Below are 24,990 nucleotides of genomic sequence, written 5' to 3' on the forward strand. Positions count from 1 at the left end.
GAGGGAGAGCCCGTTCGCCGCAAAGGTTGCGCGTACCGCACGCGGCCCCTAGAGCGCGCACCGTTCCCCACCCTCTGGAGTTGCCCCATGTCAGACAAGATCAACCGAGTCGTCCTCGCCTATTCGGGCGGGCTGGACACGAGCGTGATCCTGAAATGGCTCCAGCAGACCTATCAGTGCGAAGTGGTGACCTTCACCGCGGATCTCGGCCAGGGCGAGGAGCTCGAGCCCGCGCGGCAGAAGGCGCTCAACGCCGGCGTGAAGCCCGAGCACATCTACATCGACGACCTGCGCGAGGAGTTCGTCAAGGATTTCGTCTTCCCGATGATGCGCGCCAATGCGCTCTACGAGGGGCTGTACCTGCTCGGCACCTCGATCGCGCGCCCGCTCATCTCGAAGCGGCTGATCGAGATCGCCAAGGAAGTGAACGCCGATGCTGTCAGCCACGGCGCGACCGGCAAGGGCAATGACCAGGTCCGCTTCGAGCTCTCGGCCTATGCGCTGAACCCCGACATCAAGGTGATCGCCCCCTGGCGCGAATGGGACCTCACCAGCCGCACCAGGCTGATCGAGTTCGCCGAGCAGCATCAGATCCAGGTGAGCAAGGACAAGCGCGGCGAAGCGCCCTTCTCGACCGACGCCAACCTCCTCCACACCTCGTCCGAGGGCAAGGTGCTCGAGGATCCGTGGGAGGAAGTGCCCGACTACGTCTTCTCGCGCACCGTGAACCCCGAGGATGCGCCCGACGCGCCCGAGTATATCACGATCGACTTCGAGCGCGGCGACGGCGTGGCGCTCAACGGCCAGGCGATGAGCCCCGCGACGCTGCTGACGGCGCTCAACGAGCTCGGCCGCAAGCACGGCATCGGCCGGCTCGACCTCGTCGAGAACCGCTTCGTGGGCATGAAGTCGCGCGGCATGTACGAGACGCCGGGCGGCACCATCTATCACCTCGCGCACCGCGGCATCGAGCAGATCACGCTCGATCGCGGCGCCGCGCACCTCAAGGACGAGCTCGCGCCGCGCTATGCCGAGCTGATCTACAACGGCTTCTGGTTCGCGCCCGAGCGCGAGATGCTCCAGGCCGCGATCGACTACAGCCAGGAAAAGGTGTCGGGCACCGTCCGGCTCAAGCTCTACAAGGGCGGCGTCTATGTCGTCGGCCGCAAGTCGCCCAACACGCTCTACAGCGAGAAGGTCGTGACTTTCGAGGACGACCAGGGCGCATATGACCAGCGCGACGCCGCCGGCTTCATCAAGCTCAACGCCTTGCGCCTGCGCCTCCTCGGCCGCCGCGACGGTTGAGGTAACACGATCCCCCTGATGCCTCCCCTCCCTGAAAGGGAGGGGCAAGGGGTGGGTTTTAGCGGGGGGCGAGGCTCGATGCCTCGCCCCCCGCTTTGATTCGATCGAGTCTTTGAGACGCGCAGACGCGCATCCGCCCTCAACTCCTCCCTTTTCCGGGAGGGGAGCTGGCGGCGGTAGGGCGAACTACGCCAGCGCTTCTTCCAGCAGCCGCGCCAGCCGCAGCCCGCCCTTGGTGACTTGGTCGCGCGCCGGCTCGATCAGCTTCTCGATCGTCGCCTGGTCGAGCTTCGCGCGCTCGGGATTGTCCGCGCAGGGGTCCTTGTAGGCCGAGCCATAGACCACGTCGCGCGCGACCTGCCAGCTCTCGCGGCTCCAGTCCTCGACGGTGCCGGCGCCGAGGCGGCCGCGCTCCTCGGACGAATAGACGCGGATCAGCGAAGGCGGCGTGGTGATCGCGCGCTCGGCGATCAGCCCGTCCCAGATGGTGTGGAGGTTGAGCTTCTCGGTGACATAGTCGCCATAGGCGGCGCGCGCGCGGTTGCCGCCCAGGTCGCCGCGGTCGCCCGCGTGGAGCGGCTGGTGCAGGTCGCCGACGAAATGGACGAGGAAGGCCAGCGCCATCACGCGCTCGCGCACCGGCACCTTCTTGTCCTTGAGCAGCTTGAGGTTGCGCTCGACCTGCGCCGACACGCAATTGCCGTCGGGGCAGTTCGACTTGATGTCGAACGGCTTGCAGATGTTCACGTTCTGATAGTGCCAGTTATAGGCATAGCTGAAGCGCGGACCGAGCGTCTTGATGCAGTCGGCCCAGACGCTCGCTTCCTCGATCGTGCGCGCCGGGCAAGTCGGCGTCTCGAGCAGCGCCTGGTGCGACAGCAGCTGGCGGATCTCGCGCTGCACGGCAGGGCTGACGTTCTTGTAGGCGATCGCGGCGACGGTCTCATGGCCCAGTTCCCACCAGGCATGGGCGGGCGAGCTGAAGCCGATCAAGGCCGCGACGAGCAGGAGCAATTTGCGAATCATCGCCCGCCCTTAGCCAATAGTGCGCCTGAGGGGAAAGGGACCGGCGCCCGGTGCCTCAGCCCAGCGCTGCCAGCTTCTCTTCCGCCAGCCGGTCGAGCTCGGCGCGCGACTTCTTCTCCGCCGCGGTCTTGAGCTGGCCGCATGCCGCGTCGATGTCGCGCCCGCGCGGAGTGCGCACCGGCGCCGAGATTCCCGCCTCGAAGACGATGTTGCTGAACGCGCGGACGCGCTCCGGCGTCGAGCATTCGTAGGGCGCGCCCGGCCAGGGGTTGAACGGGATCAAATTCACCTTCGCCGGCAGCCGATACTTGCGGATCAGCCGCACCAGCTCGTGCGCGTCCTCGTCGCTGTCGTTCTTGTCCTTGAGCATGACGTACTCGAAGGTGATCCGCCGCGCATTGTTCGCGCCCGGATAATCGGCGCAGGCCTGGAGCAGCTCTTCGATCCCGTACTTGCGGTTCAAGGGCACGATCTCGTCGCGGATCTCCTTGGTCACCGCGTGGAGCGAGACCGCCAGGTTCACGCCGATCTCCGCGCCGGCGCGCGCCATCATCGGCACCACGCCCGACGTCGAAAGCGTGATCCGGCGCTTCGAGAGCGCCAGCCCGTCGCCGTCCATCACGATCGCCAGCCCGTCGCGGACCTGCTCGAAATTGTACAGCGGCTCGCCCATCCCCATCATCACGATGTTGGTGAGCATCCGCCCCTCGGGCTGGCTCGGCCATTCGCCCAGCGAATCGCGCGCGAGCATCACCTGGCCGACGATCTCGCCCGCGGTCAGGTTGCGCACCAGCCGCATCGTGCCCGTGTGGCAGAAGCGGCAGTTGAGTGTGCAGCCGACTTGGCTCGACACGCACAAAGTCCCGCGGTCCGCATCGGGGATGAAGACCATCTCATAATCCTGCCCGTCGTGCGAGCGGAGCAGCCATTTGCGCGTCCCGTCGGTCGAGACCTGCGCCTCCACCACCTCGGGGCGCGAGATCACGAAGCGCTCGGCGAGCCACGGGTGCTGCGCCTTGGCGATGTCGGTCATCACCGCGAAGTCGGTCGCGCCGCGGTTGTAGATCCAGTGCCACAGCTGCTTGGCGCGCAGCTTGGCCTGCTTGGGCTCCATGCCCGCGGCTTCCAGCGCCTCGCGGATCGCGGGCTTGGAAAGCCCGACCAGATCGACGCGGCCGTCGGCGCGCGGAGTCGTCGCCCGGGGAACGGGCACGGGATCGATGTGCCCCGGAATGGGCATGGGAGCGGCCGACACTGTCTGCATCGCGCCCATGTAGGCGATTTCGCCTCGCTTTTCCACACCCGTGGAAATGCGGCAGCGCAGCAGGGTCTGTCCCACATATCGCACGCCGCATCGCTGAAACCTTTGCAGATGCGGCGGCCGCAGCCAGTTTGAAGCTCCGGGGGCGCGGAATCGGAGTTTTGACATGGTTTTTCGTACTTCGCGTATCTTGACCGGCGCTGCCCTGCTGCTGGCTGCACCGGCAGCATTCGCCCAGGACGCTTCGCAAACTGCCCAGCCCGCCGCTCCGGCGGCGCCGGCCGAGCAGGCCGCGACGGGGGCCTCGGCCGGTGCCGCGGCGACGGTGAGCGACGCCGAGATCAAGCAGTTCGCCACGGCCGCCCTCGCGGTCGACAAGGTCCGCAAGGATGCCGCGGTGCCCGAGGCGGACAAGAACACCAAGATGGTCGAGGCGATCAGCGCGAGCGGGCTCCAGCCGGCTCGCTTCAACGAGATCGCCCAGGCGATGCAGGCGGATCCCGCGCTCAACAAGCGCATCCAGGAAGCCGCCGCGTCCGCCAAGTAAGTGCATCGAGGGGCGGCGGACCCTCCCCGCCGCCCCTCTCCCCTTTCCTTATCGGCAGGCGAGCGCTGCCAGCGTCGTGCCCATCGCTTCCAGCGGATCGGTGCGCGGCTCCTCGCCCAGCACCGCCACCAGCGCATGATTGTCGAGCCGCACGGGATGCTGCCAGAAGGGGCGCATCTCGATCAGCTCGCGCAACGTGGGGTTGAACGGCGCGGCGAGCGGCAGCGCCCACCACGGCATCGCCTTCGTCTTCACGCTCCGCCCCAGCGCCACGCCGATCAGCTTGGCGAACCCTGCGCCATCGGCGTCCCACAGCCCCTCGAAATGATAGCGCGCGAAGCGGGGCAGTTCGGCCTCGCGGTCCAGCAGCCGCGCGAAGCTCTCGCCGACGTCGGGCAGATAGGCCCAGGCGTGCCCCACGCCGGGCGCTCCCGGGCAGGTCACCGCCGCCACGCGCGCGCCGGGCTTGACCATCCCCTGCGACAGCCAGCTGTTCCCCGGCCGCGGCCCGAAATAGTCGCCGGCGCGCAGGATCAGCGCCCGCGCCCCCGAGGTCTCGAGCCGCGCCTCCATCTCGGCGCGCAGCCCGCCCTTGCGCGTCCGCGGACGCTGCATCGAATCGGGAAGCGCCACCGGCGTCTCGGCGGGATCGTAATTGTAGATCGTCCCCGGCAGCGCGATCCGCGCGTCGTTCGCCAGCGCCGCGGCGATGCTGTTGTCAAGCATCGGCACCACCAGCCGGTCCCAATCGCGATAGCCCGGCGGGTTCACTGCGTGGACGATCGCCGCCACGCCCTCCGCCGCGCGCAGCACCGCCGCCCGGTCGGTCGCATCCCCCGAGACCCATTCCACGCCCTGGTCGAGCCCCGGCCGCACGTCGCGCACCAGCCCGCGCACCCGCCAGCCGTGTCGCAGCAGCGCCCGCGCCGTCTCGCCGCCCACGCCCCCGCTCGCCCCGAGCACCAGCACCGTCCTGTCCATCACTGCCTCCTGATTGATCCGGAGCCGGAGATGCGCCCGCGACGGTTGGAATAAAATTGTCCGACCTTTGCAGCTCACCTATACAAATTTGATGAGCTCGCTCGATTCAGGCACCGACTGGGAGCGCCAGCGCGCCTTTCTCGCAGTGATGACCGAGGGCAGCCTGTCGGCCGCCGCGCGGCGGATCGGCGTGGCCCAGCCCACCGTCCGCCGACGCATCGAGGAGCTGGAGGCCGAGACCGGCACCCCGCTTTTCACGCGCACCCCCAGCGGGCTGCTTCCCACCGAGCGCGCCCGCGCGCTTGCCGAGCACGCCCGCGCGATGGCGCTCGCCGCCGACGCCTTCGCGCGCACCGCTTCGGCCGAGGCGTCCGAAGTCGCCGGCCGTGTCCGCGTCTCGGCGAGCGATGTGATCGCGGTCGAGATCCTCCCGCCGATCCTCGCCGCGCTCATGCGCCGCCACCCGCGCCTGGTGATCGAGCTCAGCCCCAGCAACCGCACCGAGGACGTGCTCCGCCGCGAGGCCGACGTCGCCGTCCGCATGGTCCGCCCGCAGCAGGAGGCGCTGGTCGCGCAGCGCATCGGAATGGTGCCGCTCGGCCTCCACGCCCACCCCGACTATCTCGCCGCGCACGGCACGCCCGCCACGCTCGACGCCATGCACGGCCATGTGCTGATCGGCGTCGAGCAGGATTCGCCCGTGCTGCGCGCTCTCCAGGCGCGGGGCCTCCCGGTCCGCCGCGACGACTTCGCCTTCCGCAGCGACAGCGACCTCGCCCAGCTCGCCGCGATCCGCGCCGGCCTCGGCATCGGCGTCTGCCAGACCGGCCTCGCCGCCCGCGACGGCCTGGTGCGCATCCTCCCCGACGGGCTGCGCTTCGACCTCGAAACCTGGGTCGTCTGCCACGAGGACCTCCGCAGCGTCGCCCGGGTGCGTGCGGTGTTCGACGCGCTGGTGGCGGGACTGAGGGACTATGTCGCGACGGGCTAGCGCCCCGCACACCCCACGGCCGCCGCATCGATCGCCGTCGCGGCGCCCTTGAGCGCATAAGTATCGGCGAAGGGCGCCCCGTTCGCGCCCACCGACTCGACGCTCATGCTCCGCCCGTCGCGCATCGCTGTCACGATCGCGCGGTCGGTGCGCGCGTCGGGCGCCCAGGCGTCGGCCGCGCCCCCGCTCAGCTCGAAGCGCCGCTCGCCGACCGAGAGCGTCACCCGCGCGTTGGCGGCGCGCGCGCGGCTCAGCCGGATATGGATCTGGCTGCGCGCGCCCTCGCGCGGCCAGGTCGCGACCGAGGCGAAGCCCTCGCCCCGCCCGCCCACCGGCCGCGCGATCGCGAAGCAGCGCAGCGGAGAGGGATCGCGGAACGCCCCCCAGCCCTCGTAGATTCCCAGCGTGTCGCGCGGCACCGCCAGCAGCGCCAATATCGCCAGCAGCATCATGCCGGCGCCGCCCCGCGCCCGGTGCCCAGGTGCACCACGGTCTCGACCCCCTTCTCGATCAGCACCACCGATCCCTGCGGCAGGTCCGGCGCCACGGGCGCCGCGAACTGCGGCAGCACGTCGCGCCCCGTCATCACCCCGCGCAGGATCCGGCTCGACATGCCGTGCATGATCACCAGCCGGTCGCCCGGATCGTCGTCGGTATCGGCGAGCCAGCCGGAGACGCGCACGGCGATCGCGTCATACCATTCGCCCCCCGGCGGCGGCTTCGCATAGAGGCCGTGCTCGGGGTCCAGGACCGTCCCCACCTCGCGCTGCAGGTCGGCGTAATAGCGCCCGCTCCATTCGCCCATGCCGATCTCGACCAGCCGGTCGTCGGTCCTCGCCTGGTGCCAGTCGAGCTCGAGATGCTCGGCGATCACCGCCAGCGTCTGCAGCGCCCGCCCCGCGCTCGACGACCAGAGCGTGATCGCAGGCCTGGGCCCCAGCAGCTTCCGCAGCGCCTCGCCCATCGCCTCGGCCTGGGCGAAGCCCGCGCGCGTCAGCGGCGTGTGGAGATGGTCGCCCTGCATCCGCCGGGCGATGTTGAACACGGTCTCGCCGTGGCGGGCGATGAAATCACGCCCCTTGCGCTGGGTGGCCGGCATGCTGACTCCCTCGCCGTTCGCCGCCCAAAACGCAAATGGGCCGAACTTGGGCGCGCTCCATATTTCCGCCTCGTTTCGTTCAGTCAACGAACAGCTTCGTTACGGCAACGACACGACTGCTCCCGCCCCCTTGGGAGCACACCCGAACAATGGAGTATCTCATGCAAAAGCTTCTCCTCGCCGCGCTCGCGGCGTCGGCGCTGGCGACGCCCGCCTTCGCGCAGTCCCAGAGCTTCGAAGGCCCGCGCGCCGAAGTGATCGCCGGCTGGGATCATGCCGATGTTCCCGGCGGCGACATGCGCGACGGCGCGACCTATGGCGCGGCGCTCGGCTATGACGTGCGGCGCGCGAACACCGTCTTCGGCATCGAAGGCGAAATCACCGGCTCGACGCTCAAGGAAGACCTTCAGCTCGCGCCCGACACCTCGTTCCGCGGCACGCTCGGCCGCGATCTCTACATCGGCGGGCGCATCGGCATCGTCGCCGGTTCGAACACCCTGCTCTATGCCAAGGCGGGCTACACCAACCTGCGCAGCAACGTCGAATATCATTCGCCGACCGAAAACCAGGACGCGAGCGGCATCGACGGCGGCTACCGGCTCGGCGCCGGCGCCGAGGTCCGGCTGACCGACAAGGCCTATCTCAAGACCGAATATCGCTTCAGCGACTACGGCGGCGGCGAGCGGCACCAGCTCGTCGGCGGGCTCGGCATCCGCTTCTGAGCCTCGGCAACCGGGCGCCCGCGCGGCGCCCGGTTGTTGCGAAAATGCCACGCTTCCCCGCGTTTATCCCAGGTTCATGCAACCCCTGACTCCCCCGCCTAGTTATGCCCGCCGACCCGCCCGCAAGACGGGTCCGGTATCAAGGAGTTAGTTATGCGTACCCATCTTCTGGCCGCTTCGGCGCTTGCTGCGGCGACTCTCTTCGTCGCCCCCGCCATGGCCCAGGACACTCCCAGCGGCTTCCGCGTCGGCGTCGTCGGCGGCCTCGACATCACCCGCCCGGGCAGCTCCGAGGACACCGACGTCCGGGGTGACGACCAGAGCGCCGAAGGCTTCCTCTACGGCGTCGAGGCCGGCTATGACCTGCCGGTGGGCGGCGTCGTGCTCGGCGTCGAGGCCGAGCTCAGCGATTCGACCGCCAAGACCCGGATCAACCGCGCCGATCCCAACACCTTCGGCTATGGTTCGGTGACCGCGGGCCGCGACATCTATGCCGGCGTCCGCGTCGGCGTTCCCGTCAGCCCCGGCACGCTGCTCTATGCCAAGGGCGGCTACACCAATGCCCGCCTCAACGTGCTCGCCGCCGACGGCTCGACCGAGCTCGAGGATCAGAACTTCCAGCTCGACGGCTGGCGCCTCGGCGCGGGCGTCGAGAAGTCGCTCGGCAACAACATGTACGGCAAGGTCGAGTATCGCTACTCGAACTATACCAAGGGCGATTTCCAGTACAGCGACGGCACCACGACCAACAGGTTCGGCGTGGACACCGATCGCCACCAGATCGTCGCCGGCCTCGGCGTTCGCTTCTGACGCTGGCCGCACCGCACCAAAATTGGCGTGGAAGAAGGGTCGGGGCGCTTGCCCCGGCCCTTTTTGCCGTTAGAGAATATGAACAACCATATGGCGACCGCGGATTCGACGCGGCCTCGGGGGTTATGAAGGCATGAAGGCGACGATCGAACGCGCAACTCTGTTGAGGGGCTTGAGCCACGTCCAGTCCGTGGTCGAGCGGCGCAATACGATCCCCATCCTGTCCAACGTGCTGATCGAGGCGCAGGCCGGCGGCACGATGCGGCTGATGGCCACCGATCTCGACCTGCAGATCGACGAGACCATTCCCGCCGCTGTCGACCAGCCGGGCGCGATCACCGTCTCGGCGCACACTTTGTTCGACATCGTGCGCAAGCTGCCCGAGGGCGCGCAGGTCGAGCTGTCGGCCGCGGAAGGCCGGATCACCGTCAACGCCGGCCGCGCCAAGTTCACGCTGGCGACGCTGCCGCGCGACGATTTCCCGATGATCGCCGAGGGCGACCTCCCCGTCACCTTCGAGCTGCCCGCCGAGACGCTCAAGCAGATCATCGACAAGACGCGCTTCGCCATCTCGACCGAAGAGACGCGCTACTATCTCAACGGCATCTTCCTCCATGTGACCGACGAGGCCACGCCGCTGCTGCGCGCCGCCGCCACCGACGGTCACCGTCTCGCGCGCGTCACCGTGGGGCGCCCCGACGGCGCCGAATCGATGCCCGACGTGATCGTGCCGCGTAAGTGCGTCGCCGAGCTGCGCAAGCTGCTCGAGGAAGTCGACGGCTCGGTCGGCGTCTCGCTCTCGGGCTCGAAGATCCGCTTCGATCTCGGCCAGGCGATCCTCACCTCGAAGCTGATCGACGGCACCTTCCCCGATTACAGCCGCGTCATCCCGACCGCGAACGACAAGCTGCTCAAGCTCGACCCCAAGAGTCTGATGGCGGGCGTCGACCGCGTCTCGACGATCGCCACCGAAAAGACCCGTGCGGTCAAGATGGCGCTGGATCGCGACAAGGTGATCCTCTCGGTGACCAGCCCCGAGAACGGCGCCGCAGCCGAGGAAGTCCCCGGCGACTATGCCGCGCTGCCTTTCGAGATCGGCTTCAACAGCCGCTACCTGATGGACATCCTCGGCCAGATCGAGGGCGACACGGTCGAGGTCCACCTCGCCGACGCCGCCGCCCCGACGCTGATCCGCGAGAACGACACCTCGCCGGCGCTCTATGTGCTGATGCCGATGCGCGTCTGATCGGCGCTCGGGCTCCGGCCCGGCGCCGCATCCGGATGTCCCTCGGAGCACGTCACGCAGCTGTCGCATAGCGCGGCTAGCGCGCGGGCGTGTACCGGGCTCGCAGCGAAACAGGTCGGATCTTGCTCTCCTGCGCACCGCTCCGGTGCCGCGCGGCGTCATTTCCGGCGTCCGCATGACAGGGGATTTCGATGATCGTTGACCGCCGGCGCCCGCTCGCCGCCGCGCTTGCCGCCGCTTCGCTGCTGGCCCTTGCCACCCCTGCGGCCGCCCAGGCGCAGCAGTCCCCTGCGCCCCAGACCCCTGCCCCCTTCGCCGGCGGCGCGAACCTGCCCAACGGCTGGCGTATCACCCCTGCGGGCAAGACGGTCGCGACCACCGGCGACATGGTCATGAACCTCTCGCCCGCGCCCGACGGCAAGACGATCGTCTCGATCAATGCAGGCTTCCAGCCGCATGGGATCGACCTGCTCGACGCGCGCACGCAAAAGCCGGTCCAGCACATCGCGCTGTCCTCGGCCTATGTCGGGCTCGCCTGGTCGGGCGACGGCCGCACGCTCTATGTCTCGGGCGGCAACGCTTCGGGCGCGCGCAACAAGGCCGATCCGGTCGCCCCGATCCGCGCCTTCCGCTACGCCGGCGGCCGGCTGACCGAAGACGCGGGCGCGGCGCTGCGCGAGACGATCGGCCCCAAGCAGGTCTGGTGGTCGGGCCTCGCCTATCTGCCGGGCAGGGACCTGCTCTATGCCGCGAATCTGATGGGCCCCGGCCCGGGCAACATCGTGGTGTTCGACGCCAGGACCCGCGCGATCGTCACGCGCATCCCGGTCGAAGTGTCGCCCTACCAGCTGGTGCTCACGCCCGACGGCAGGCGCCTTTTCGTCTCCAACTGGTCGAGCGAGTCGGTCAGCGTGATCGACACCGCCACCAACCAGGTGATCCGCACGCTGCACGTCGGCATGAATCCCAACGACATGAAGCTGTCCGCCGACGGGCGGCTGTTCGTCGCCTGCTCGAACGACAACAGCGTGCATGTGATCGACACCGCCACGCTGCGCGTCACCGAGCGGATCTCGACCACCCAGACGCCGCTCGCGCCCGAAGGCTCGACGCCCGACGCGCTCGCCGTCGACGACGCGCGCAAGCTGCTCTACATCGCCAATGCCGACAATAATTCGCTCGCCGTCGCGACGATCGCCAACCGTTCGCACAGCGCAGTGATCGGCTTCGTGCCGACGGGCTGGTACCCCTCGGCGCTGACGCTCGCGGACAAGGGCCGCACGCTGTTCATCGGGACGGCCAAGGGCGAGCAGGCCTGGCCCGATCCGACCGGCCCGCACAGCCCGCTCGCCGGGCAGAGCGGCGATCCCGACGAGCCCAGGGTCAGCATCAAGACGCTGCAGACCGGCAGCATCGAGACGCTGCCCCTCGCCCAGCTGATCGCCAGGCTTCCCGGCTGGACGCGCCAGGTGACGCAGAACACGCCCTATCATGATTCGCTGCTTGCCGAGGCACGCCCGGCGACCACGCCGAGCATCCTGCCTCAGCGCGTCGGCGAAACTTCGCCGATCCGCCACGTCATCTACATCATCAAGGAGAACCGCACCTACGATCAGGTGTTCGGCGATCTCCCCGGCACCAACGGCGATCCGCGGCTGGCGATCTTCGGCGAGAAGGTGACGCCCAACCAGCATGCGCTGGCAAAGGCCTATGTCACGCTCGACAATCTCTATGCCGATGGCGAAGTCAGCGTCGACGGCCACAGCTGGTCGAACGCCGCCTATGCGACCGACTTCAACGAGAAGCAGTGGCCCGCCGCCTATGGCGGGCACAGCGTCGCCAACTACAATGTCCGCGCCTTCGTCCCCGCCAGCGGCCGGCTGTGGGACGTCGCCCGGCGCAAGGGGCTGACCTATCGCTCCTATGGCGAGAATGCCGCGCGCGCGAGCACCGGCAACACGATGGAGGCCGCCCCGGGCGCCGAGGCGCTGGTGGGCCATGTCTCCAAGGATTATCTCACCGGCATCGAAGTCACCCGCGACACCGATCGCCTCGCCGTCTTCCTGCGCGAATTCCGCGACTATGAGGCCAATTACGACAGCGCCGATCCGAACAAGCGCCTGCCCAACTATGTCGTGATGTCGATGCCCGAGGATCATACCCGCGGCACCAAGGCGGGCGCCTTCACGCCGACGGCGATGGTCGCCAACAACGACCAGGCGATCGGCCAGCTCGTCGACGCAGTGAGCCACAGCCGCTATTGGCCCGAGACCGCGATCTTCATCATCGAGGACGACGCGCAGGACGGCGCCGACCATGTCGACGCACGCCGCACGGTGGGCCTGGTGCTCAGCCCCTATACGCGCCGCGGCATTGTCGACAGCACGCTCTATTCGACCAGCTCGTTCGTCCGCTCGATCGAGCTGCTGCTCGGCCTGCCGCCGATGAGCCAATATGACGCGGCCGCGATGCCGCTCTACGCGAGCTTCGGCGTCGCGCCCGACACCACGCCCTTCACTGCGATCGCGCCGCAGGTCGACGTCATGGCGAAGAACGCGCCCGACGCAGTGGGCGCGAAGGAGAGCGCGCGGATGGACTTTTCCGACGTCGACCGCGCGCCGATGCTCGCGCTCAACGAGATCGTGTGGAAGAGCGTCCGCGGCGCCGACTCCGAAATGCCGGCCCCGGTGCACCGTTTCCGGCCACTGATCGACGTCAGCGACGACGATGACGACGCCCGCGACAAGGACGATTGACCGCTTCTCGCGTCCCAAAACGGGCCCGAACGCCAGTCGTTACGGCGGCCGTTAGGCAATTGCCCCTAGTTGGCGCTGTGCAACATATTTGCAAGAATGCGCAGACTCGGTGGGTCGCACCATTCGGGTTGCGGGCCGGGCGGCGTCATCCCTTTTCCGCCGTCCGGCCTGCATCGCGACTCCCTCTTTCCTTCCCCTATTCCGCCCGGATCGCGCTGACTTGCGCGCGTGCCTCGTCGCGCACTGCCCGCGCCTTGGCCTTGCCTTGCTTCTCCACCACCTGCGCTTCCTCGCGCAGTCCCTCGGCCCGCGCCTGGAGCCGCGCGGCCTCGAAGCCGTTGATCGTCCCCGCCTGCTGCTCCAGCGCCTCGGCCTCGCCGCGGATCCGGCTGACTTCGTTGCGCGACGCGTCGGTGATCGCGTCGGCCGCGGCGGCGGCCTGGTCCTGGATGTTGTCGATGCGTGCCTCGCGCGGGTCGGTGGGGCCGCACGCCGCGAGCATCAGCCCGGCGGCCACGGCGAGAGTGCGCATGCGCATTGCTCGGCTCCCTGTTACGCCGCAGCAACGGTTGGAGTGCATTTTCGTTGCGGCGGGGCGAATTGAACTTTCCGCGCGCCCGTGCTATTTACACTAGTGTCAGTTAATTCGGAACCGCGAGTCATGGCTAGCCAGGCGTCTCCCGCGTACAATCCCGGTCTCCCGCTCAAGCGCGAGTGGGGCACGGCGCTCCGCGCGCTGCGCCGGCTGCTCGCCAATGGCGATGACACCGAGCAGGTGTTCCGCATCATGCGCGCGCTCAACGGCGACGTCACCCAGCGCAACTATCGCAAGCTGCTGACGGTCCCCGGCGGCGGCGCGATGGCCTATCGCCGCACCGAGCTCGCCGAGCGCCTCTCGGACCGCGCCTGGGTCGACAGCTTCCCCGCCGGCTCGGTCGGCGCCGCCTATCGCGCCTTCCTCGATTCGACCGGCTATTCGGCACAGGGCCTCGCGCAGGTCAGCATGGAGGCGATCGGCGACCAGGGCCTCGAGCTCGAGCACCCCTATGCCTGGATGGGCCGTCGCGAGCGCGACATCCACGACATCTGGCACGTCATCACCGGCTACAAGGCCGACGAGCACCTCGGCGAGGCCTGCCTCGTCGCCTTCTCCTACGCCCAGACCGGCGGGCTCGGCTGGGCCTTCATCGCCCTGGGCGCCGCGCTCAAGAGCATCCGCGTCACCGGCAGGCTCGACTTCCTCAAGGCCGTGATCGAGGGCTATCGCCACGGCAAGCGCGCCGCCTGGCTCCATGGCGAGGATTACGAGCAGCTCCTCACCCAGCCCCTCGACTCCGTCCGCCAGCGCCTGCGCATCGCCGAGCCCCGCGCCTATCGCATCGCCCAGGCCAGCCTCGCCGCCGCCGGCCTCACCGGCATCTAGCGCCCTGTCCCCCGCCGCACGCCTGCGCTAGGGCAGGCTCGATGGCCGTCACGCGTCTCGTCCTCACCGATTTCCGCAACCACGCCGATGCCGTGCTCGCGCCCGGCCCCGGCTTCGTGGTGCTGAGCGGCGAGAATGGCGCGGGCAAGACCAACGTCCTCGAAGCGCTCTCGCTCCTCGCCCCCGGCAAGGGCCTGCGCCGCGCACCGCTCTCCGACATGGCGCGCCAGGGCGGCCCCGGCGGCTTCGCGGTCGCGGCGCGCCTTGGCGACACGGAGATCGGCACCGGCACCCAGCCCTCCGCCCCCGAGCGCCGCCTGGTGCGCATCAACACCGCCCCCGCCGCCGCCACGTCGCTCGCCGAATGGGTCACGGTCCTCTGGCTCACCCCCGCGATGGATCGGCTGTTCGTCGAGGGCGCGTCCGAGCGCCGCCGCTTCCTCGACCGGCTCACCCTCGCGCTCGCCCCCGGCCACGCCCACCACGCCACGCGCTACGAAGCCGCGATGCGCGAGCGCAACCGCCTCCTCGCCGACGACGCCCCCGCCGATCCCGAATGGCTCACCGCGCTCGAGGCCCGCATGGCCGAGCACGGCGCCGCGCTCGACTCCGCCCGCCGCGAGGCCGTCGCGCTGCTCGACGCCCGCCTCGCCGACCAGCCCGAGGGCCCCTTCGCCCGCGCCGGCCTCGCGCTCGAGGGCTGGGCCGGCGACGCCGCCGCGCTCGCCCAAACCCTGCGCGACTCCCGCCGCCGCGACGCCGCCGCCGGCCGCACCCTCGCCGGCCCGCACCGCGCCGACCTCGCCGTCACGCACCTCGGCAAGGCCCAGCCCGCGCACCTCTGCTCGACCGGCGAGCAGAAGGCGCTGCTCCTCGGCCTGATCCTCGCCCATGCCGAGCTGGTCGCCGAGCGCACCGCGCGCGCGCCGATCCTCCTCCTCGACGAAGTCGCCGCGCACCTCGATCCCAGCCGCCGCGCCGCGCTGTTCGATCGCCTCGCCGGCCGCGGCCAGGTCTGGATGACCGGCACCGAGCCCGCGCTGTTCGATTCGGTCCCCGGCGAAGCCACGCGCTACCGCGTCGCGGACGGCCGGATCGGCTAGTCCCTCACCCGCCCCGCCGCCGCGCCAGCTCCCGCCGGTCGCGCTCCAGCAGCTCGGTGCCGAGCGTTGCCTCCGCCTCGTCCATCGCCCGGATCAGCGCGATCTTGCGCAGGATGCTTGGCGCCACTTCCTCGAGCGTCTTGACCCGCGCCGCGCGCCCCGGCCGATTGCCCACGCCGTGGACGCGGTGCTGGTAGAGCTGGAGCAGGTGCAGCGCCTGGTCGGCCGACATGCGCTCGATCGGCCGATCGCAATCGATCTCGGGCCCCAGCTCGCCGCCGCCGCTGCCCTCGGTGACCTGCGCGAGCAGCCCCATCTCGACGCGCAGATATCCGATCGCCAGCGCCTCGTCCCAGCGCTCCCGAAAGCCCTGCCAGCGCCGCGCGTGGACATAGGCGGAGGCGGGCGACAGCCCCACTTCGGCGCAGGCCGCGTGCACGTTGCAGGTTGCCGCGAGCACCCCCAGGAAGCGCGCCTCGACCCGCGGCGTCCATTGCCGCAGCCGCGCCCGCGCGATCTGCGCCCGCCGCCCGTTGCCCCCGCGCACGACCAGCTCCTCGCCGTCGAGCGAGCCCCAGCCGCTGGGCGGCCGCACGCTCCCGCGCCCGCGCTCAAGCCTGGCTTTGGCCTCGAGCAGCGCCGCCTCCATCCGCGCGCGAAACTCCGGGTCCTGCGCCCGATGGACCGACATCCAGCTCCGCGAGACCCTCGCCCGCTCCGCCGCGATCGTCTGGTTCCCCGTCTCCGCCAGCGCGCGAAAGAAAGCCTCCCGCCGCGCTTCGCTCGTCTTCCTGGACATGCGCTATGTGCCTCCCGACTCACCTGGGTTCAGTGGAGGCGAAGGAAATATGCGCAAAGCGGGGGTGTAGGAAAATGGAAAGTGGAGAGGGCGGCTTTGCGCCCTAATATTCGCCGCTCGGCGTATCGACCACCATTCCCAAAACCGGACGTCGGCATCGGGTGATAATCGGCCAGTGGTCGTCAATGATGCGTTTCGGCGAATCGGGCCGCCTGCTATATCTCCAGCCTCTCGATGAGCGCGGCGGAGACCTTAGAAAGGTTTGGGCGAGACGCGGCTCGCAAACCTAATCGAAGCGGAAGCCGAAAAGACCTCCCTTTTCGTTATCCGAAAGCCGAGTCTCAAGAATGGCGGCGGTCCAATCTTGGCCTTCGGGAAGAGGGAGACGCTCAAACACGTCCGAGTTCAGGGCTACGATATACTGGCTGTTTGTGGCGCGCGCGTATTCTGCACCGAGACTGACAGCGCGTGCGATCTGCCTTTCGTCGACCGGATCAAACAGGTGACTATCATGTATCAGGAAACCGGGCCCGCCGAGTCTCTTTGCAGCCGCGGCGAGAAGCGCAATGTCAAAGCAGAAAATTTCGATGTTCGAGATGCCGCCGCCGCGGTCACCTTGGATCGAGATCGAAAATTCAGGCCCGTTGTTCGTAACGCTGACCTGAAACTCCCCCGTACGGTCGTCGTATAATTCGGCGATCAGCTTCCCTATGACGATGATGGATTCATCAATGCGTGCCTTTCGCTCAGCGTGGTCGGATTGGAGCCGCCGCTTGATATTAGCACGATCAATTTCAAGCTCGGTAGCCTTGCCTTCCAGCAGCGTCGCTGCCTCGTAACGCTGTCGGAGCGACTCCGTCTCGGCCTCGGCCTCCGCGAGTCTCGTCTGGAGAAAGGTAAAATCTTCCAACGCTCCCTTTCCCTGGAGAAACGTAAGGATCTCGGATCGGCGTTCGCTCAGCTGCCGGCTGCGCAACGCTCCGGAGGCAAGTTGGGACTTAGCTTCGCTGATCTCCGCTTCTAAGTAGGCCTTGCGGTTGCGAATAACGGAGGCGTGAAAGGTTGCGACATCTTCGAAACGCCGCCGCGCGATATCGGGAAGTTGGATACCTATGGCTTCATAAAGCCGCGACACGTTGCTGACTGCTGGCGGGACTTGCGTGTTGAGTGCATTGGTCAAACGCTCGATATTGTCCTTGAGCGTGACCGCCCGCAGCTCTAGGCGCAACATTTCCGTGCGCGCTCCCGCGGCCTCATCCGAGAGTTCGCGATATGTCTCCGCGACCTCAAAGCGTTCGATTTCGGAGCGAAGTTTGCTGACCTTCTCCTCTCCCAACGCAAGCTTGGGTCGCAGCTCGGCAACTGTTCCAACCAAGTGATCGAATGCGCCACCCTTACTGGCTTTGCGGAGTTCGGTTAACTGCTTCTCCCGCTCTCGCAGGTTTTCCAAGTCAGCGGGGACGGTCCAGTCCAGGCCCAAAAGATAGGATAGGTTGATCTGGTAGTCTGCACGGCTTGCGTTGGCCCATGTCTTCTCGGGACGTTCATAGCCTCCACTGCCAGCGCGCCGGGCGAAATAGGGGAATAACTGGCGGAACGAGGGCGGGTTTTTTCTCTGCCACGAATCGGATGGCATCGCGAACATGTGGTGTCCCAACGTAGATTTCCACATGTCGTTTGAGACGTAGATCGTTCCGTCTTTCGCTACTTTCGTCTCGACACCAATCTTTTGTGCGTCTTCTCGCGACATGAGAATTTTGCCGGCGTCGGCACCCTTCCGGGATGCCCTGACCTGATGACCCCCGATCATGAACTCACCAGTAAAGGTAAATTGCTCAAGCTCGGGATGTTTGGCGAGCGAGTCCTTAGTGGCATTCGCTCCCATCAAGAACTGGACGATCTCGATCAGGCTGCTTTTGCCAGCGCTGTTACGCGTGTGACCGTCGCTGGAATTGGGAGATTTGTCGGCAAGTAGAATGTTCAGACCGTCATGAAAGCTGACCGTCTTGAAAGTGCGAAGGTCGCTGGAGATCGAGCGTATCATGCGGCAACGCCGCGCTCGATCAGCCCATCTTTCACCCGTATCGCGTGGATAGCAAACAGAAATGTTAGGGCTTGGGCGAACCAGTCGAACGATATGGGCTGTGTTGTCGCGTTCTGCCTCCGAATAGCGGAGAACCGCTCCCAGACCTCGCTGACAGTGCTGGGATTATCCAGCCCCTTTAGAATATCGGCACCGACGCCGAGCAAGGCCCGATTTTCATCGAGATGTTTGTCGGGGAGGATCATGATGCAGTCGATTCCGCTTCGCGTTCGAAAATGTCGCACGATTCGAACAGATGCGCGAGCAGCGCGTGCGCGGCCACCTGGCGTTGAGTGGTTACGCTGCCGACGCCCGTAATCCCCTCATATAGCCGATCCATAATCACACCGGGGTCAAGGCCTTCTAGACGCAGCACGCGATAGCGCTCGTTAAAGGCGGCCGCGATTTTCATCCCTGCTTCCGGGTCATGATGCTGTCCGATGAACGCCGCGACATATGGAGCATTTTGGATACCGCTGCGGATCAGCCCACACCAATGCTCGGGGAGCTTGTTGAATTCGAGCTTGTCGATAGGCACCGGTTTTAGATCGCTATCGTTGGTGGCTCCGCCGTCCATAGCCGAAATCACGCTATCCATCAGCGCTCCGACTTCCGTCATATTGAGGTTACGGGAATCCTCGGCTGTCGCGGCGGGTCCGAAAAGCTCCGACAGCGCGTTGCCGTCAAGTCCGAGAGCATATTCTTCAAGTCTCGACGGACCGATGAGTCCAATAGTGTGATGCTTGTTCGAGGCCTTCAGCTGTTCGAGCGCCAACACGGCTTCGGTCGGAAATCCATTCAGGAGGTTATGGCCAAAGTGCCATTCCTTCATGATGGCCTTCAAATGATTACCGGCGAGGGTGTAATCGTCATTGATCTTATTCACGAGCGTGGCGACGTTGATCGCGGCGTCGGGCATTTTTCCGTAACATTGGAAAACGCGACCCAATGTCTGCAAATATCCATCGCAGCCCTTGTCGCCAAGAGACCCAAATGCGCGCACCCTAATGAAATCTGAGCCGTGGGCTCGCTCCATTATGGTGGAAAAAAAATCCTGAAACTCCGTTCCGTAGGAATTCGACAATTTGAGGCGAATGCTCAGCTTATATTGCCATAGCTGCTGAGGCGATAATCCTTGCGATCCCAATTACCGAGCCCCCCCTCAGGGGAAATGTTACATGCTCGCCGAATGGCGATCAAGCTGGCGGCGGGGTGTAGGCGACATGCATACGGGACTAGGTAAATTCGGAAGGTGCGATCGCCCTCGCGTTCAAACGCCTTCGCATATTGCAGCGAACCCGAGTACCCAAAGACGGCTAGGCCTGTTCCCCTCGTCGTGTTCATCGATGCGCTTAAACGAACGACCGCTTTTGGGACGGATAGCCAGGCGCCTGAACGACTGGGTTTAAGGCGCGAAGCAGACCGACACATTGCGCGACCGAACGGCAGCTTCCCTCGTTCTTGCCACTACAAATGGACAGGCAGGAGACGGCCCATAGTCGGACGTTCCGTCTCCCTGCCCTGAGAAAACAAAAAGGGCCCCGGTCTCCCGGGGCCCTCTTCATTTCAGCCTTGCGGCCGAAGCAGCGATCAGTCGTCGCCGCCGGTCAGGAACGCCGGCAGGCCGATGTCGTCACCGCCCTTGTCGTCGTTGCCTTCCGAGCGCTCGCGGCGCGGACCGCGCTCGCCACGCTCGCCGCCACGGCCTTCGCCGCGCGGGCCACGATCGCCACCGCGATCACCGCCGCGGCCTTCGCCGCCACGGCCGCCACGGCCGCCGTCGCGACGGCGGTCGCCACGGTCGCCGCGATCGCCACGGTCACCGCGCGGTTCGCGCGGCTCGCGCGCCGGGCGCGTGTCTTCCAGCTCCTCGCCGGTCTCCTGGTCGACGACGCGCATCGACAGGCGGACCTTGCCGCGCGGATCGATCTCGAGGACCTTGACCTTGACTTCCTGGCCTTCGCTCAGGACGTCCGAGACCTTCTCGACGCGCTCATTCTTGATCTCCGAGACGTGGACGAGGCCGTCCTTGCCGCCCATGAAGTTCACGAACGCGCCGAAATCGACGAGGTTGACCACCTTGCCGGTGTAGATCTTGCCCACCTCGGCTTCCTCGACGATGCCGAGGATCCACTTCTTGGCGGCCTCGATCTGGTCGAGGTCCGACGAGCTGATCTTGATCACGCCCTCGTCGTCGATGTCGACCTTGGCGCCGGTGGTGGCGACGATCTCGCGGATCACCTTGCCGCCGGTGCCGATGACGTCGCGGATCTTGGTCTTGTCGATCGTGATCGTCTCGATGCGCGGGGCATGCTCGCTGAGCTCGGTGCGGGTCTCGCCCAGCGCCTTGTTCATCTCGCCGAGGATGTGCGCGCGGCCGGCCTTGGCCTGGTTGAGCGCGGCCTCGAAGATCTCCTTGGTGATGCCGGCGATCTTGATGTCCATCTGCATCGTGGTGATGCCTTCGGACGTGCCCGCCACCTTGAAGTCCATGTCGCCGAGGTGGTCCTCGTCGCCCAGGATGTCGCTCAGGATCGCATAGTCCTTGCCTTCGAGGATCAGGCCCATCGCGATGCCGCTGACCGGGCGCTTGATCGGCACGCCCGCGTCCATCAGCGCCAGGCTGCCGCCGCACACCGATGCCATCGACGACGAGCCGTTCGACTCGGTGATGTCGCTGGTCAGGCGGATCGTGTAGGGGAACTCGTCCTTCGACGGCAGCACCGGGTGCAGCGCGCGCCACGCCAGCTTGCCGTGGCCGACTTCGCGGCGGCCCGGCGCGCCGAAGCGGCCCACTTCGCCGACCGAATAGGGCGGGAAGTTATAGTGCAGCATGAAATGCTGGTAGCTGAGCCCGCCCAGGCCGTCGATCATCTGCTCGGCGTCCTTGGTGCCGAGCGTGCAGGTCGCGATCGTCTGGGTCTCGCCGCGGGTGAACAGCGCCGAGCCATGCGCGCGCGGGAGGAAGTGGACCTCGGCCTCGATCGGGCGGATCTGCGTGGTCGAGCGGCCATCGATGCGCTTGCCGTCCTTGAGGATGGCGGTGCGGACGATCTCGGCCTCGAGCTTCTTGGTCAGCTTGATGCCGGCCATGACTTCCTGCGGGGCGAGGCCGTCCTCGACGAACTGCGCCTTGGCCTTGGCGCGCGCCTCGTTGAGCGCGCTCGAGCGGGCCGACTTGTCGGTCAGCTTGTAGGCGGCGGCGATGTCGGCGCCGATCAGGTCCTTGAGCTTGGCCTTGATCGCGGCATTGTCGTCCGAGGACGCCATTTCCCACGGGTCCTTGGCGGCCTGCTCGGCGAGCTTGACGATCGCCTTGACGACTTCGCGGCACGCGTCGTGCGCGAACAGCACGGCGCCGAGCATGATCTCTTCCGAAAGCTCCTTGGCTTCGGATTCGACCATCATCACCGCGTCGTAGGTGGCGGCGACGACCAGGTCGAGCTCGCCCTCGGCGACCTGCTCGTCGGTCGGGTTGAGGATGTACTCGCCGTTGAGGTAACCGACGCGCGCGGCGCCGATCGGGCCCATGAAGGGCACGCCCGAAATGGTCAGCGCAGCGCTCGCCGCGACCATCGCCAGGATGTCCGGCTCGTTCTCGCCGTCATACGAGAGCACCTGCGCAATGGCGTTGATCTCATTATAAAACCCCTCAGGAAAAAGGGGCCGGATTGGACGGTCGATGAGGCGGGAGACGAGCGTCTCCTTCTCGGTCGCGCCGCGCTCGCGCTTGAAGAAGCCGCCGGGGATGCGGCCCGCAGCGCTGAACTTCTCCTGGTAATGGACGGTGAGCGGGAAGAAGTCCTGGCCTTCCTTCACGCTCTTGGCGGCGGTGACGGCGCACAGCACCACGGTCTCGCCGAGGGTCGCGATCACCGCGCCGTCGGCCTGGCGGGCAACCTTGCCCGTTTCGAGCGTCAGCGTCTTGCCGCCCCACTCGATCGATACGGTCTTCTTGTCGAACATTTCATTTCCTTCACTCCCCACATGCCTATCACGCGGGGGGCCTATGGCGGGCTGTCCGGCCCGTACGGTTCGGAGTGATCGTCACCCCTGAGAGGCCGCTGGCCGGATTGCCGGCGGCCCATTGCAAAAGGGCGCCCGAAGGCGCCCTTAGGTCACTTGCGAAGGCCGAGCTTCGCGATGAGTTCTGCGTACCGTCCCTCGTCCTTCTTGCGGAGGTAGTCGAGGAGCGAACGGCGCTTGTTGACCAGCATCAGCAGGCCGCGGCGCGAATGGTTGTCCTTGGCGTGGCTCTTGAAGTGCTCGGTGAGGTTCGAGATGCGCTCGGTGAGGATCGCGATCTGCACTTCGGGGCTGCCGGTGTCGCCGCTGGCGCGGGCGTGGTCCTTGATGAGCGCTTCCTTGCGCTCGGCAGTGATCGACATAGTCTTTCCTTCGACATCGCTTTACAGATTGAAGCCTCGGACCACCCGGACCTCTCCGGATAGAGCCTCCACCAGCGCGATCGGGGTTTCCCCCAGGCACGCAAAATATTGGCCGTCTTCCTTGGCGATCCCGGCCAGTATCTGCCCCTGTCGGAGCAGCCCTGCCTGGTCGGGGGTGAGGGATAGAGCCGGGATGTCGTCCAGCCCCGCCCTCAGCGGCAGGAGGCAATCTTCAAGGGTGCGGCCCTTACCGGCTTCGTTCAATTTGTCCAGCGAAATCGCGGATTCGAGCCCGAATGGGCCCGCCTTCACGCGCCGGAGCATCGTCACATGCCCCACCGTCCCGAGCGCATGCGCGATGTCGCGCGCAAGGCTGCGGATATAGGTGCCCTTCGAGACATGGGCCGTGAGCGTCAACGATTCAAGCCGCTCGCTCGCCATCTGCGAATGCGGAGTCAGCGCGTGGATCACGACGCTCCTGCTCGCGAGCGTCACTTCCTCGCCCGCCCGCGCAAGGTCATAGGCGCGCGCGCCGTCCACCTTGAGCGCCGAGAAGGCAGGCGGCACTTGCTCGATCGGCCCGGTGAAACGCGGCAGCACGACCTCGGCCTCCGCCGGAGTCGGTCGCACGTCCGAAGTCGCGACTTCTCGGCCCTCGGCATCGAGGGTGTCGGTCTCCACGCCGAAGCGCACGGTGAAATCGTAGATCTTGTCGCTGTCGAGCATCCGTCCGGCGAGCTTGGTCGCCTCGCCCACCGCTACCGGCAGAACGCCCGAGGCGAGCGGATCGAGCGTCCCGCCATGCCCCACCTTGCGCTTGGGATAGCCGCCTTCACGCAGCGCGCGCTTGACTGCGCTGACGACCTGCGTGGAGCCGAGCCCAAGCGGTTTGTCGATGATGATCCAACCGTGCATCGCCGCGCCTTAGCCCGGCGCGCGCGATACGGCGAGCGTCAGGAGCGCCGTGCGCGTCTCGGCCGCGTCGGCGGGTCGCTGCGGACGATACTGGCGATGCGGCAGCGCTCGCGGCCAGCGATTATCGTGTCGCCGCGCGACAGCGTGCTGCCGCCGCCGAAGGTCTGAAAGCCGATGCGGGTGGCGAAGGGGAGTTCATTGCAGCGCGTAAAGAAGCGGGCATAGAACCATTGCCGCCGCGCGTTCTGGATATAGACGCCGCGACCGTCGCGATCGGGTCGGAAAGCGCGCGGGTGGCCGCGAGTGATGAACGGGATCGACACTTCCTGATTGCGATCCACTCGCGCGGTACTCTGTGCCTCCGCTGTGCACGGAAGGAGCAGCAGGGCAGAAACGAGCGACGTGACGACAGGCCTGATCATAGTCCCATCTCCAATCCGACTCCGAGTCGGTCCAGGTTAGTCCCCGGCGATTGTACGCTGCATGAAGTGCCGGCGACAGAGCGCGACATAGCGCTCGTTGCCGCCGATCTCGCGCTGCGCCCCCTCGCGAACCGCATTGCCCGCGGCATCGACGCGCAGGTTCATCGTCGCCTTGCGCCCGCATTCGCACACCGATTTGATCTCGATGAGCGAATCGGCGAGCGCGAGCAGCTCGGCCGAGCCGGGAAACAGCCGCCCCTGAAAGTCGGTGCGCAGGCCATAGCAGAGCACCGGAATATCGTCCTCGTCGCACAGCGCGGCGAGCTGGCGCACCTGATCGGCGGAGAGGAACTGCGCTTCATCGACCAGCACGCAGGCGAGCGGCGCCTTGAAATGCTCGTCCTCGGCGATCAGGCGCAGGTCGGTATCCGCTTCGAAGGGAACCGCATTGGCGCGGATCCCGAGCCGCGAATCGATCACCCCACGCCCGCCGCGATCGTGCACACCGGCGGTGAACAGCAGCGTGCGCATGCCGCGCTCGCGATAGTTGAAATCGGCCTGGAGCAGCGTGGTCGATTTGCCCGCGTTCATCGAGGCATAGTAGAAATAGAGCTTGGCCATGGCGCTCTATTGATCCCCGGCGGATGCCGAATGCTAGCCCGCGGGCGGGTAAACTGTGGAAAAGCCGCGCGCGCCGCGATGCCCGGCCTCAGTCCTCGGCGTCGTCGCCCAGGTCCTGCGCCACCTTGGGATCGCGCAGCAGCTTGTCGATGTGGCTGCCCTCGTCGAAGCTCTCGTCCGCGAGGAACTTGAGCCTGGCGGCGTATTTCATCTTCACGCGATGCGCGACCTCGCGCTGGAGATAGGCGGTGTTGGTGCGCAGCGCCTTGATCACCACTTCCTCGTCCTTGCCGAGCAGCGGCTTCACGAAGACGGTGGCGTGGCGCAGGTCGGGCGACATGCGCACTTCGGTGATCGAGACCATGTGCTTCGCCAGCACATCGTCGTGCACGTCGCCGCGCTGGAGGATTTCGCTCAGCACATGGCGCACCTGCTCGCCGACGCGGAGCACGCGGACGGAGCGGTCTTCGTTGGTCTGGTTCTGCTTCATCT

The 24,990-nt window shown here is 67.0% G+C and carries 25 protein-coding genes; 9 read left to right on the forward strand and 16 right to left on the reverse strand.

Features of this window, described 5'->3' with window-relative positions; all coding sequences use genetic code 11:
- The first annotated feature begins 87 nt into the window (after nucleotides 1–87).
- Nucleotides 88–1,305 (forward strand): argininosuccinate synthase, encoded by a 1,218-nt coding sequence (locus tag J7500_RS01880; protein ID WP_294059516.1) that lies wholly within the window; start codon nucleotides 88–90, stop codon nucleotides 1,303–1,305.
- A 186-nt stretch (nucleotides 1,306–1,491) separates the two neighbouring features.
- Here the strand turns inward: J7500_RS01880 and J7500_RS01885 are convergent, their stop codons facing one another.
- Both J7500_RS01885 and rlmN read right to left on the reverse strand, forming a co-directional pair.
- The gene (locus tag J7500_RS01885) at nucleotides 1,492–2,331 is read right to left on the reverse strand and encodes a S1/P1 nuclease (RefSeq protein WP_294059518.1); all 840 of its coding nucleotides are present in this window, start codon (nucleotides 2,329–2,331) and stop codon (nucleotides 1,492–1,494) included.
- 55 nt (nucleotides 2,332–2,386) lie between these two features.
- Nucleotides 2,387–3,571: a 23S rRNA (adenine(2503)-C(2))-methyltransferase RlmN gene (rlmN, locus tag J7500_RS01890; RefSeq protein WP_294059519.1), complete on the reverse strand. Its 1,185-nt coding sequence runs from the start codon at nucleotides 3,569–3,571 to the stop codon at nucleotides 2,387–2,389.
- Between the two features lie 187 nt (nucleotides 3,572–3,758).
- Here rlmN and J7500_RS01895 point away from each other — a divergent pair, with 187 nt between their 5' ends.
- Nucleotides 3,759–4,139, forward strand: a complete 381-nt coding sequence (locus J7500_RS01895) for a DUF4168 domain-containing protein (RefSeq protein ID WP_294059521.1) — start codon at nucleotides 3,759–3,761, stop codon at nucleotides 4,137–4,139.
- A 48-nt stretch (nucleotides 4,140–4,187) separates the two neighbouring features.
- Here the strand turns inward: J7500_RS01895 and J7500_RS01900 are convergent, their stop codons facing one another.
- Nucleotides 4,188–5,120 (reverse strand): NAD(P)H-binding protein, encoded by a 933-nt coding sequence (locus J7500_RS01900; RefSeq protein WP_294059522.1) that lies wholly within the window; start codon nucleotides 5,118–5,120, stop codon nucleotides 4,188–4,190.
- A gap of 91 nt (nucleotides 5,121–5,211) precedes the next feature.
- Between J7500_RS01900 and J7500_RS01905 the strand changes: the two genes are divergently transcribed.
- A complete protein-coding gene (locus tag J7500_RS01905) occupies nucleotides 5,212–6,111 on the forward strand; it encodes a LysR family transcriptional regulator (protein ID WP_294059524.1) in 900 nt (299 codons plus the stop codon).
- Here the strand turns inward: J7500_RS01905 and J7500_RS01910 are convergent.
- Complete coding sequence (locus J7500_RS01910) at nucleotides 6,108–6,563, reverse strand: invasion associated locus B family protein (protein WP_294059526.1); 456 nt, start codon at nucleotides 6,561–6,563, stop codon at nucleotides 6,108–6,110. The two genes, J7500_RS01905 and J7500_RS01910, sit on opposite strands and share 4 nt — an antisense overlap.
- Nucleotides 6,560–7,210 (reverse strand): histidine phosphatase family protein, encoded by a 651-nt coding sequence (locus J7500_RS01915; protein ID WP_294059529.1) that lies wholly within the window; start codon nucleotides 7,208–7,210, stop codon nucleotides 6,560–6,562. The genes J7500_RS01910 and J7500_RS01915 overlap by 4 nt, the downstream gene beginning before the upstream one ends.
- Before the next feature lie 161 nt (nucleotides 7,211–7,371).
- On the opposite strand from J7500_RS01915, the gene J7500_RS01920 reads away from it, so the two are divergent.
- The 4 genes from J7500_RS01920 to J7500_RS01935 all read left to right on the forward strand — a co-directional run bounded on the left by J7500_RS01920 (nucleotide 7,372) and on the right by J7500_RS01935 (nucleotide 12,744).
- Nucleotides 7,372–7,932 carry a porin family protein gene (locus J7500_RS01920; RefSeq protein WP_294059531.1) on the forward strand — a complete coding sequence of 187 codons (561 nt, stop codon included), beginning with the start codon at nucleotides 7,372–7,374 and terminating at the stop codon, nucleotides 7,930–7,932.
- Between the two features lie 153 nt (nucleotides 7,933–8,085).
- Nucleotides 8,086–8,742 carry a porin family protein gene (locus tag J7500_RS01925; protein WP_294059533.1) on the forward strand — a complete coding sequence of 219 codons (657 nt, stop codon included), beginning with the start codon at nucleotides 8,086–8,088 and terminating at the stop codon, nucleotides 8,740–8,742.
- 133 nt (nucleotides 8,743–8,875) lie between these two features.
- The gene (gene dnaN, locus J7500_RS01930; protein ID WP_294059534.1) at nucleotides 8,876–9,988 is read left to right on the forward strand and encodes a DNA polymerase III subunit beta; all 1,113 of its coding nucleotides are present in this window, start codon (nucleotides 8,876–8,878) and stop codon (nucleotides 9,986–9,988) included.
- Nucleotides 9,989–10,179: 191 nt separating this feature from the next.
- Nucleotides 10,180–12,744, forward strand: coding sequence for an alkaline phosphatase family protein (locus J7500_RS01935; RefSeq protein ID WP_294059537.1), 2,565 nt, complete (start codon nucleotides 10,180–10,182; stop codon nucleotides 12,742–12,744).
- Between the two features lie 196 nt (nucleotides 12,745–12,940).
- Here the strand turns inward: J7500_RS01935 and J7500_RS01940 are convergent, their stop codons facing one another.
- On the reverse strand, nucleotides 12,941–13,282 hold the full coding sequence (locus J7500_RS01940) for a hypothetical protein (RefSeq protein WP_294059539.1): 342 nt from the start codon (nucleotides 13,280–13,282) through the stop codon (nucleotides 12,941–12,943).
- A gap of 123 nt (nucleotides 13,283–13,405) precedes the next feature.
- Here J7500_RS01940 and J7500_RS01945 point away from each other — a divergent pair, with 123 nt between their 5' ends.
- Together J7500_RS01945 and recF are read left to right on the forward strand one after the other, a co-directional pair.
- Entirely contained in the window at nucleotides 13,406–14,167 is a 762-nt protein-coding gene (locus J7500_RS01945) for a Coq4 family protein (protein WP_294059541.1), read from the forward strand.
- Nucleotides 14,168–14,208: 41 nt separating this feature from the next.
- Nucleotides 14,209–15,270 (forward strand): DNA replication/repair protein RecF, encoded by a 1,062-nt coding sequence (recF, locus tag J7500_RS01950; RefSeq protein ID WP_294059543.1) that lies wholly within the window; start codon nucleotides 14,209–14,211, stop codon nucleotides 15,268–15,270.
- Nucleotides 15,271–15,274: 4 nt separating this feature from the next.
- Here the strand turns inward: recF and J7500_RS01955 are convergent, their stop codons facing one another.
- The 10 genes from J7500_RS01955 to rbfA form a co-directional block, all read right to left on the reverse strand.
- Entirely contained in the window at nucleotides 15,275–16,069 is a 795-nt protein-coding gene (locus J7500_RS01955; RefSeq protein ID WP_294059544.1) for a hypothetical protein, read from the reverse strand.
- A gap of 286 nt (nucleotides 16,070–16,355) precedes the next feature.
- Nucleotides 16,356–18,113, reverse strand: a complete 1,758-nt coding sequence (locus J7500_RS01960; protein ID WP_294059546.1) for an ABC-three component system protein — start codon at nucleotides 18,111–18,113, stop codon at nucleotides 16,356–16,358.
- A complete protein-coding gene (locus J7500_RS01965; protein ID WP_294059548.1) occupies nucleotides 18,110–18,358 on the reverse strand; it encodes an ABC-three component system middle component 6 in 249 nt (82 codons plus the stop codon). Before J7500_RS01965 ends, J7500_RS01960 begins: the two co-directional genes overlap by 4 nt.
- Nucleotides 18,355–19,071 carry an ABC-three component system protein gene (locus tag J7500_RS01970; protein WP_294059550.1) on the reverse strand — a complete coding sequence of 239 codons (717 nt, stop codon included), beginning with the start codon at nucleotides 19,069–19,071 and terminating at the stop codon, nucleotides 18,355–18,357. The genes J7500_RS01965 and J7500_RS01970 overlap by 4 nt, the downstream gene beginning before the upstream one ends.
- 671 nt (nucleotides 19,072–19,742) lie before the next feature.
- On the reverse strand, nucleotides 19,743–22,118 hold the full coding sequence (gene pnp, locus J7500_RS01975) for a polyribonucleotide nucleotidyltransferase (protein ID WP_294059551.1): 2,376 nt from the start codon (nucleotides 22,116–22,118) through the stop codon (nucleotides 19,743–19,745).
- A gap of 152 nt (nucleotides 22,119–22,270) precedes the next feature.
- Nucleotides 22,271–22,540: a 30S ribosomal protein S15 gene (rpsO, locus tag J7500_RS01980; protein WP_294059552.1), complete on the reverse strand. Its 270-nt coding sequence runs from the start codon at nucleotides 22,538–22,540 to the stop codon at nucleotides 22,271–22,273.
- A 21-nt stretch (nucleotides 22,541–22,561) separates the two neighbouring features.
- Complete coding sequence (gene truB / locus J7500_RS01985) at nucleotides 22,562–23,455, reverse strand: tRNA pseudouridine(55) synthase TruB (RefSeq protein WP_294059554.1); 894 nt, start codon at nucleotides 23,453–23,455, stop codon at nucleotides 22,562–22,564.
- A 38-nt stretch (nucleotides 23,456–23,493) separates the two neighbouring features.
- Nucleotides 23,494–23,877 carry a DUF6491 family protein gene (locus tag J7500_RS01990; RefSeq protein WP_294059556.1) on the reverse strand — a complete coding sequence of 128 codons (384 nt, stop codon included), beginning with the start codon at nucleotides 23,875–23,877 and terminating at the stop codon, nucleotides 23,494–23,496.
- A 36-nt stretch (nucleotides 23,878–23,913) separates the two neighbouring features.
- A complete protein-coding gene (locus tag J7500_RS01995; protein WP_294059557.1) occupies nucleotides 23,914–24,498 on the reverse strand; it encodes a thymidine kinase in 585 nt (194 codons plus the stop codon).
- 88 nt (nucleotides 24,499–24,586) lie between these two features.
- Complete coding sequence (gene rbfA / locus J7500_RS02000; protein ID WP_294059559.1) at nucleotides 24,587–24,988, reverse strand: 30S ribosome-binding factor RbfA; 402 nt, start codon at nucleotides 24,986–24,988, stop codon at nucleotides 24,587–24,589.
- Nucleotides 24,989–24,990 lie beyond the last annotated feature (2 nt).

The sequence above is a fragment of the Sphingomonas sp. genome (genome assembly GCF_017744835.1).
Classification (GTDB): Bacteria; Pseudomonadota; Alphaproteobacteria; order Sphingomonadales; family Sphingomonadaceae; genus Sphingomonas.

What these genes read in the sequence shown, in the direction of transcription:
- dnaN (WP_294059534.1), top strand. Translation starts at nt 8,876, where the DNA reads ATGAAGGCGACGATCGAACGCGCAACTCTGTTGAGGGGCTTGAGCCAC.
- J7500_RS01885 (WP_294059518.1), bottom strand. Translation starts at nt 2,331, where the DNA reads ATGATTCGCAAATTGCTCCTGCTCGTCGCGGCCTTGATCGGCTTCAGC.
- rbfA (WP_294059559.1), bottom strand. Translation starts at nt 24,988, where the DNA reads ATGAAGCAGAACCAGACCAACGAAGACCGCTCCGTCCGCGTGCTCCGC.
- J7500_RS01965 (WP_294059548.1), bottom strand. Translation starts at nt 18,358, where the DNA reads ATGATCCTCCCCGACAAACATCTCGATGAAAATCGGGCCTTGCTCGGC.
- recF (WP_294059543.1), top strand. Translation starts at nt 14,209, where the DNA reads ATGGCCGTCACGCGTCTCGTCCTCACCGATTTCCGCAACCACGCCGAT.
- J7500_RS01880 (WP_294059516.1), top strand. Translation starts at nt 88, where the DNA reads ATGTCAGACAAGATCAACCGAGTCGTCCTCGCCTATTCGGGCGGGCTG.
- pnp (WP_294059551.1), bottom strand. Translation starts at nt 22,118, where the DNA reads ATGTTCGACAAGAAGACCGTATCGATCGAGTGGGGCGGCAAGACGCTG.
- J7500_RS01940 (WP_294059539.1), bottom strand. Translation starts at nt 13,282, where the DNA reads ATGCGCATGCGCACTCTCGCCGTGGCCGCCGGGCTGATGCTCGCGGCG.
- J7500_RS01925 (WP_294059533.1), top strand. Translation starts at nt 8,086, where the DNA reads ATGCGTACCCATCTTCTGGCCGCTTCGGCGCTTGCTGCGGCGACTCTC.
- J7500_RS01905 (WP_294059524.1), top strand. Translation starts at nt 5,212, where the DNA reads ATGAGCTCGCTCGATTCAGGCACCGACTGGGAGCGCCAGCGCGCCTTT.
- J7500_RS01960 (WP_294059546.1), bottom strand. Translation starts at nt 18,113, where the DNA reads ATGATACGCTCGATCTCCAGCGACCTTCGCACTTTCAAGACGGTCAGC.
- J7500_RS01995 (WP_294059557.1), bottom strand. Translation starts at nt 24,498, where the DNA reads ATGGCCAAGCTCTATTTCTACTATGCCTCGATGAACGCGGGCAAATCG.
- J7500_RS01900 (WP_294059522.1), bottom strand. Translation starts at nt 5,120, where the DNA reads ATGGACAGGACGGTGCTGGTGCTCGGGGCGAGCGGGGGCGTGGGCGGC.
- J7500_RS01915 (WP_294059529.1), bottom strand. Translation starts at nt 7,210, where the DNA reads ATGCCGGCCACCCAGCGCAAGGGGCGTGATTTCATCGCCCGCCACGGC.
- truB (WP_294059554.1), bottom strand. Translation starts at nt 23,455, where the DNA reads ATGCACGGTTGGATCATCATCGACAAACCGCTTGGGCTCGGCTCCACG.
- J7500_RS01945 (WP_294059541.1), top strand. Translation starts at nt 13,406, where the DNA reads ATGGCTAGCCAGGCGTCTCCCGCGTACAATCCCGGTCTCCCGCTCAAG.
- J7500_RS01970 (WP_294059550.1), bottom strand. Translation starts at nt 19,071, where the DNA reads ATGCCCGACGCCGCGATCAACGTCGCCACGCTCGTGAATAAGATCAAT.
- J7500_RS01990 (WP_294059556.1), bottom strand. Translation starts at nt 23,877, where the DNA reads ATGATCAGGCCTGTCGTCACGTCGCTCGTTTCTGCCCTGCTGCTCCTT.
- J7500_RS01910 (WP_294059526.1), bottom strand. Translation starts at nt 6,563, where the DNA reads ATGATGCTGCTGGCGATATTGGCGCTGCTGGCGGTGCCGCGCGACACG.
- J7500_RS01955 (WP_294059544.1), bottom strand. Translation starts at nt 16,069, where the DNA reads ATGTCCAGGAAGACGAGCGAAGCGCGGCGGGAGGCTTTCTTTCGCGCG.
- rpsO (WP_294059552.1), bottom strand. Translation starts at nt 22,540, where the DNA reads ATGTCGATCACTGCCGAGCGCAAGGAAGCGCTCATCAAGGACCACGCC.
- J7500_RS01895 (WP_294059521.1), top strand. Translation starts at nt 3,759, where the DNA reads ATGGTTTTTCGTACTTCGCGTATCTTGACCGGCGCTGCCCTGCTGCTG.
- J7500_RS01935 (WP_294059537.1), top strand. Translation starts at nt 10,180, where the DNA reads ATGATCGTTGACCGCCGGCGCCCGCTCGCCGCCGCGCTTGCCGCCGCT.
- J7500_RS01920 (WP_294059531.1), top strand. Translation starts at nt 7,372, where the DNA reads ATGCAAAAGCTTCTCCTCGCCGCGCTCGCGGCGTCGGCGCTGGCGACG.
- rlmN (WP_294059519.1), bottom strand. Translation starts at nt 3,571, where the DNA reads ATGCCCATTCCGGGGCACATCGATCCCGTGCCCGTTCCCCGGGCGACG.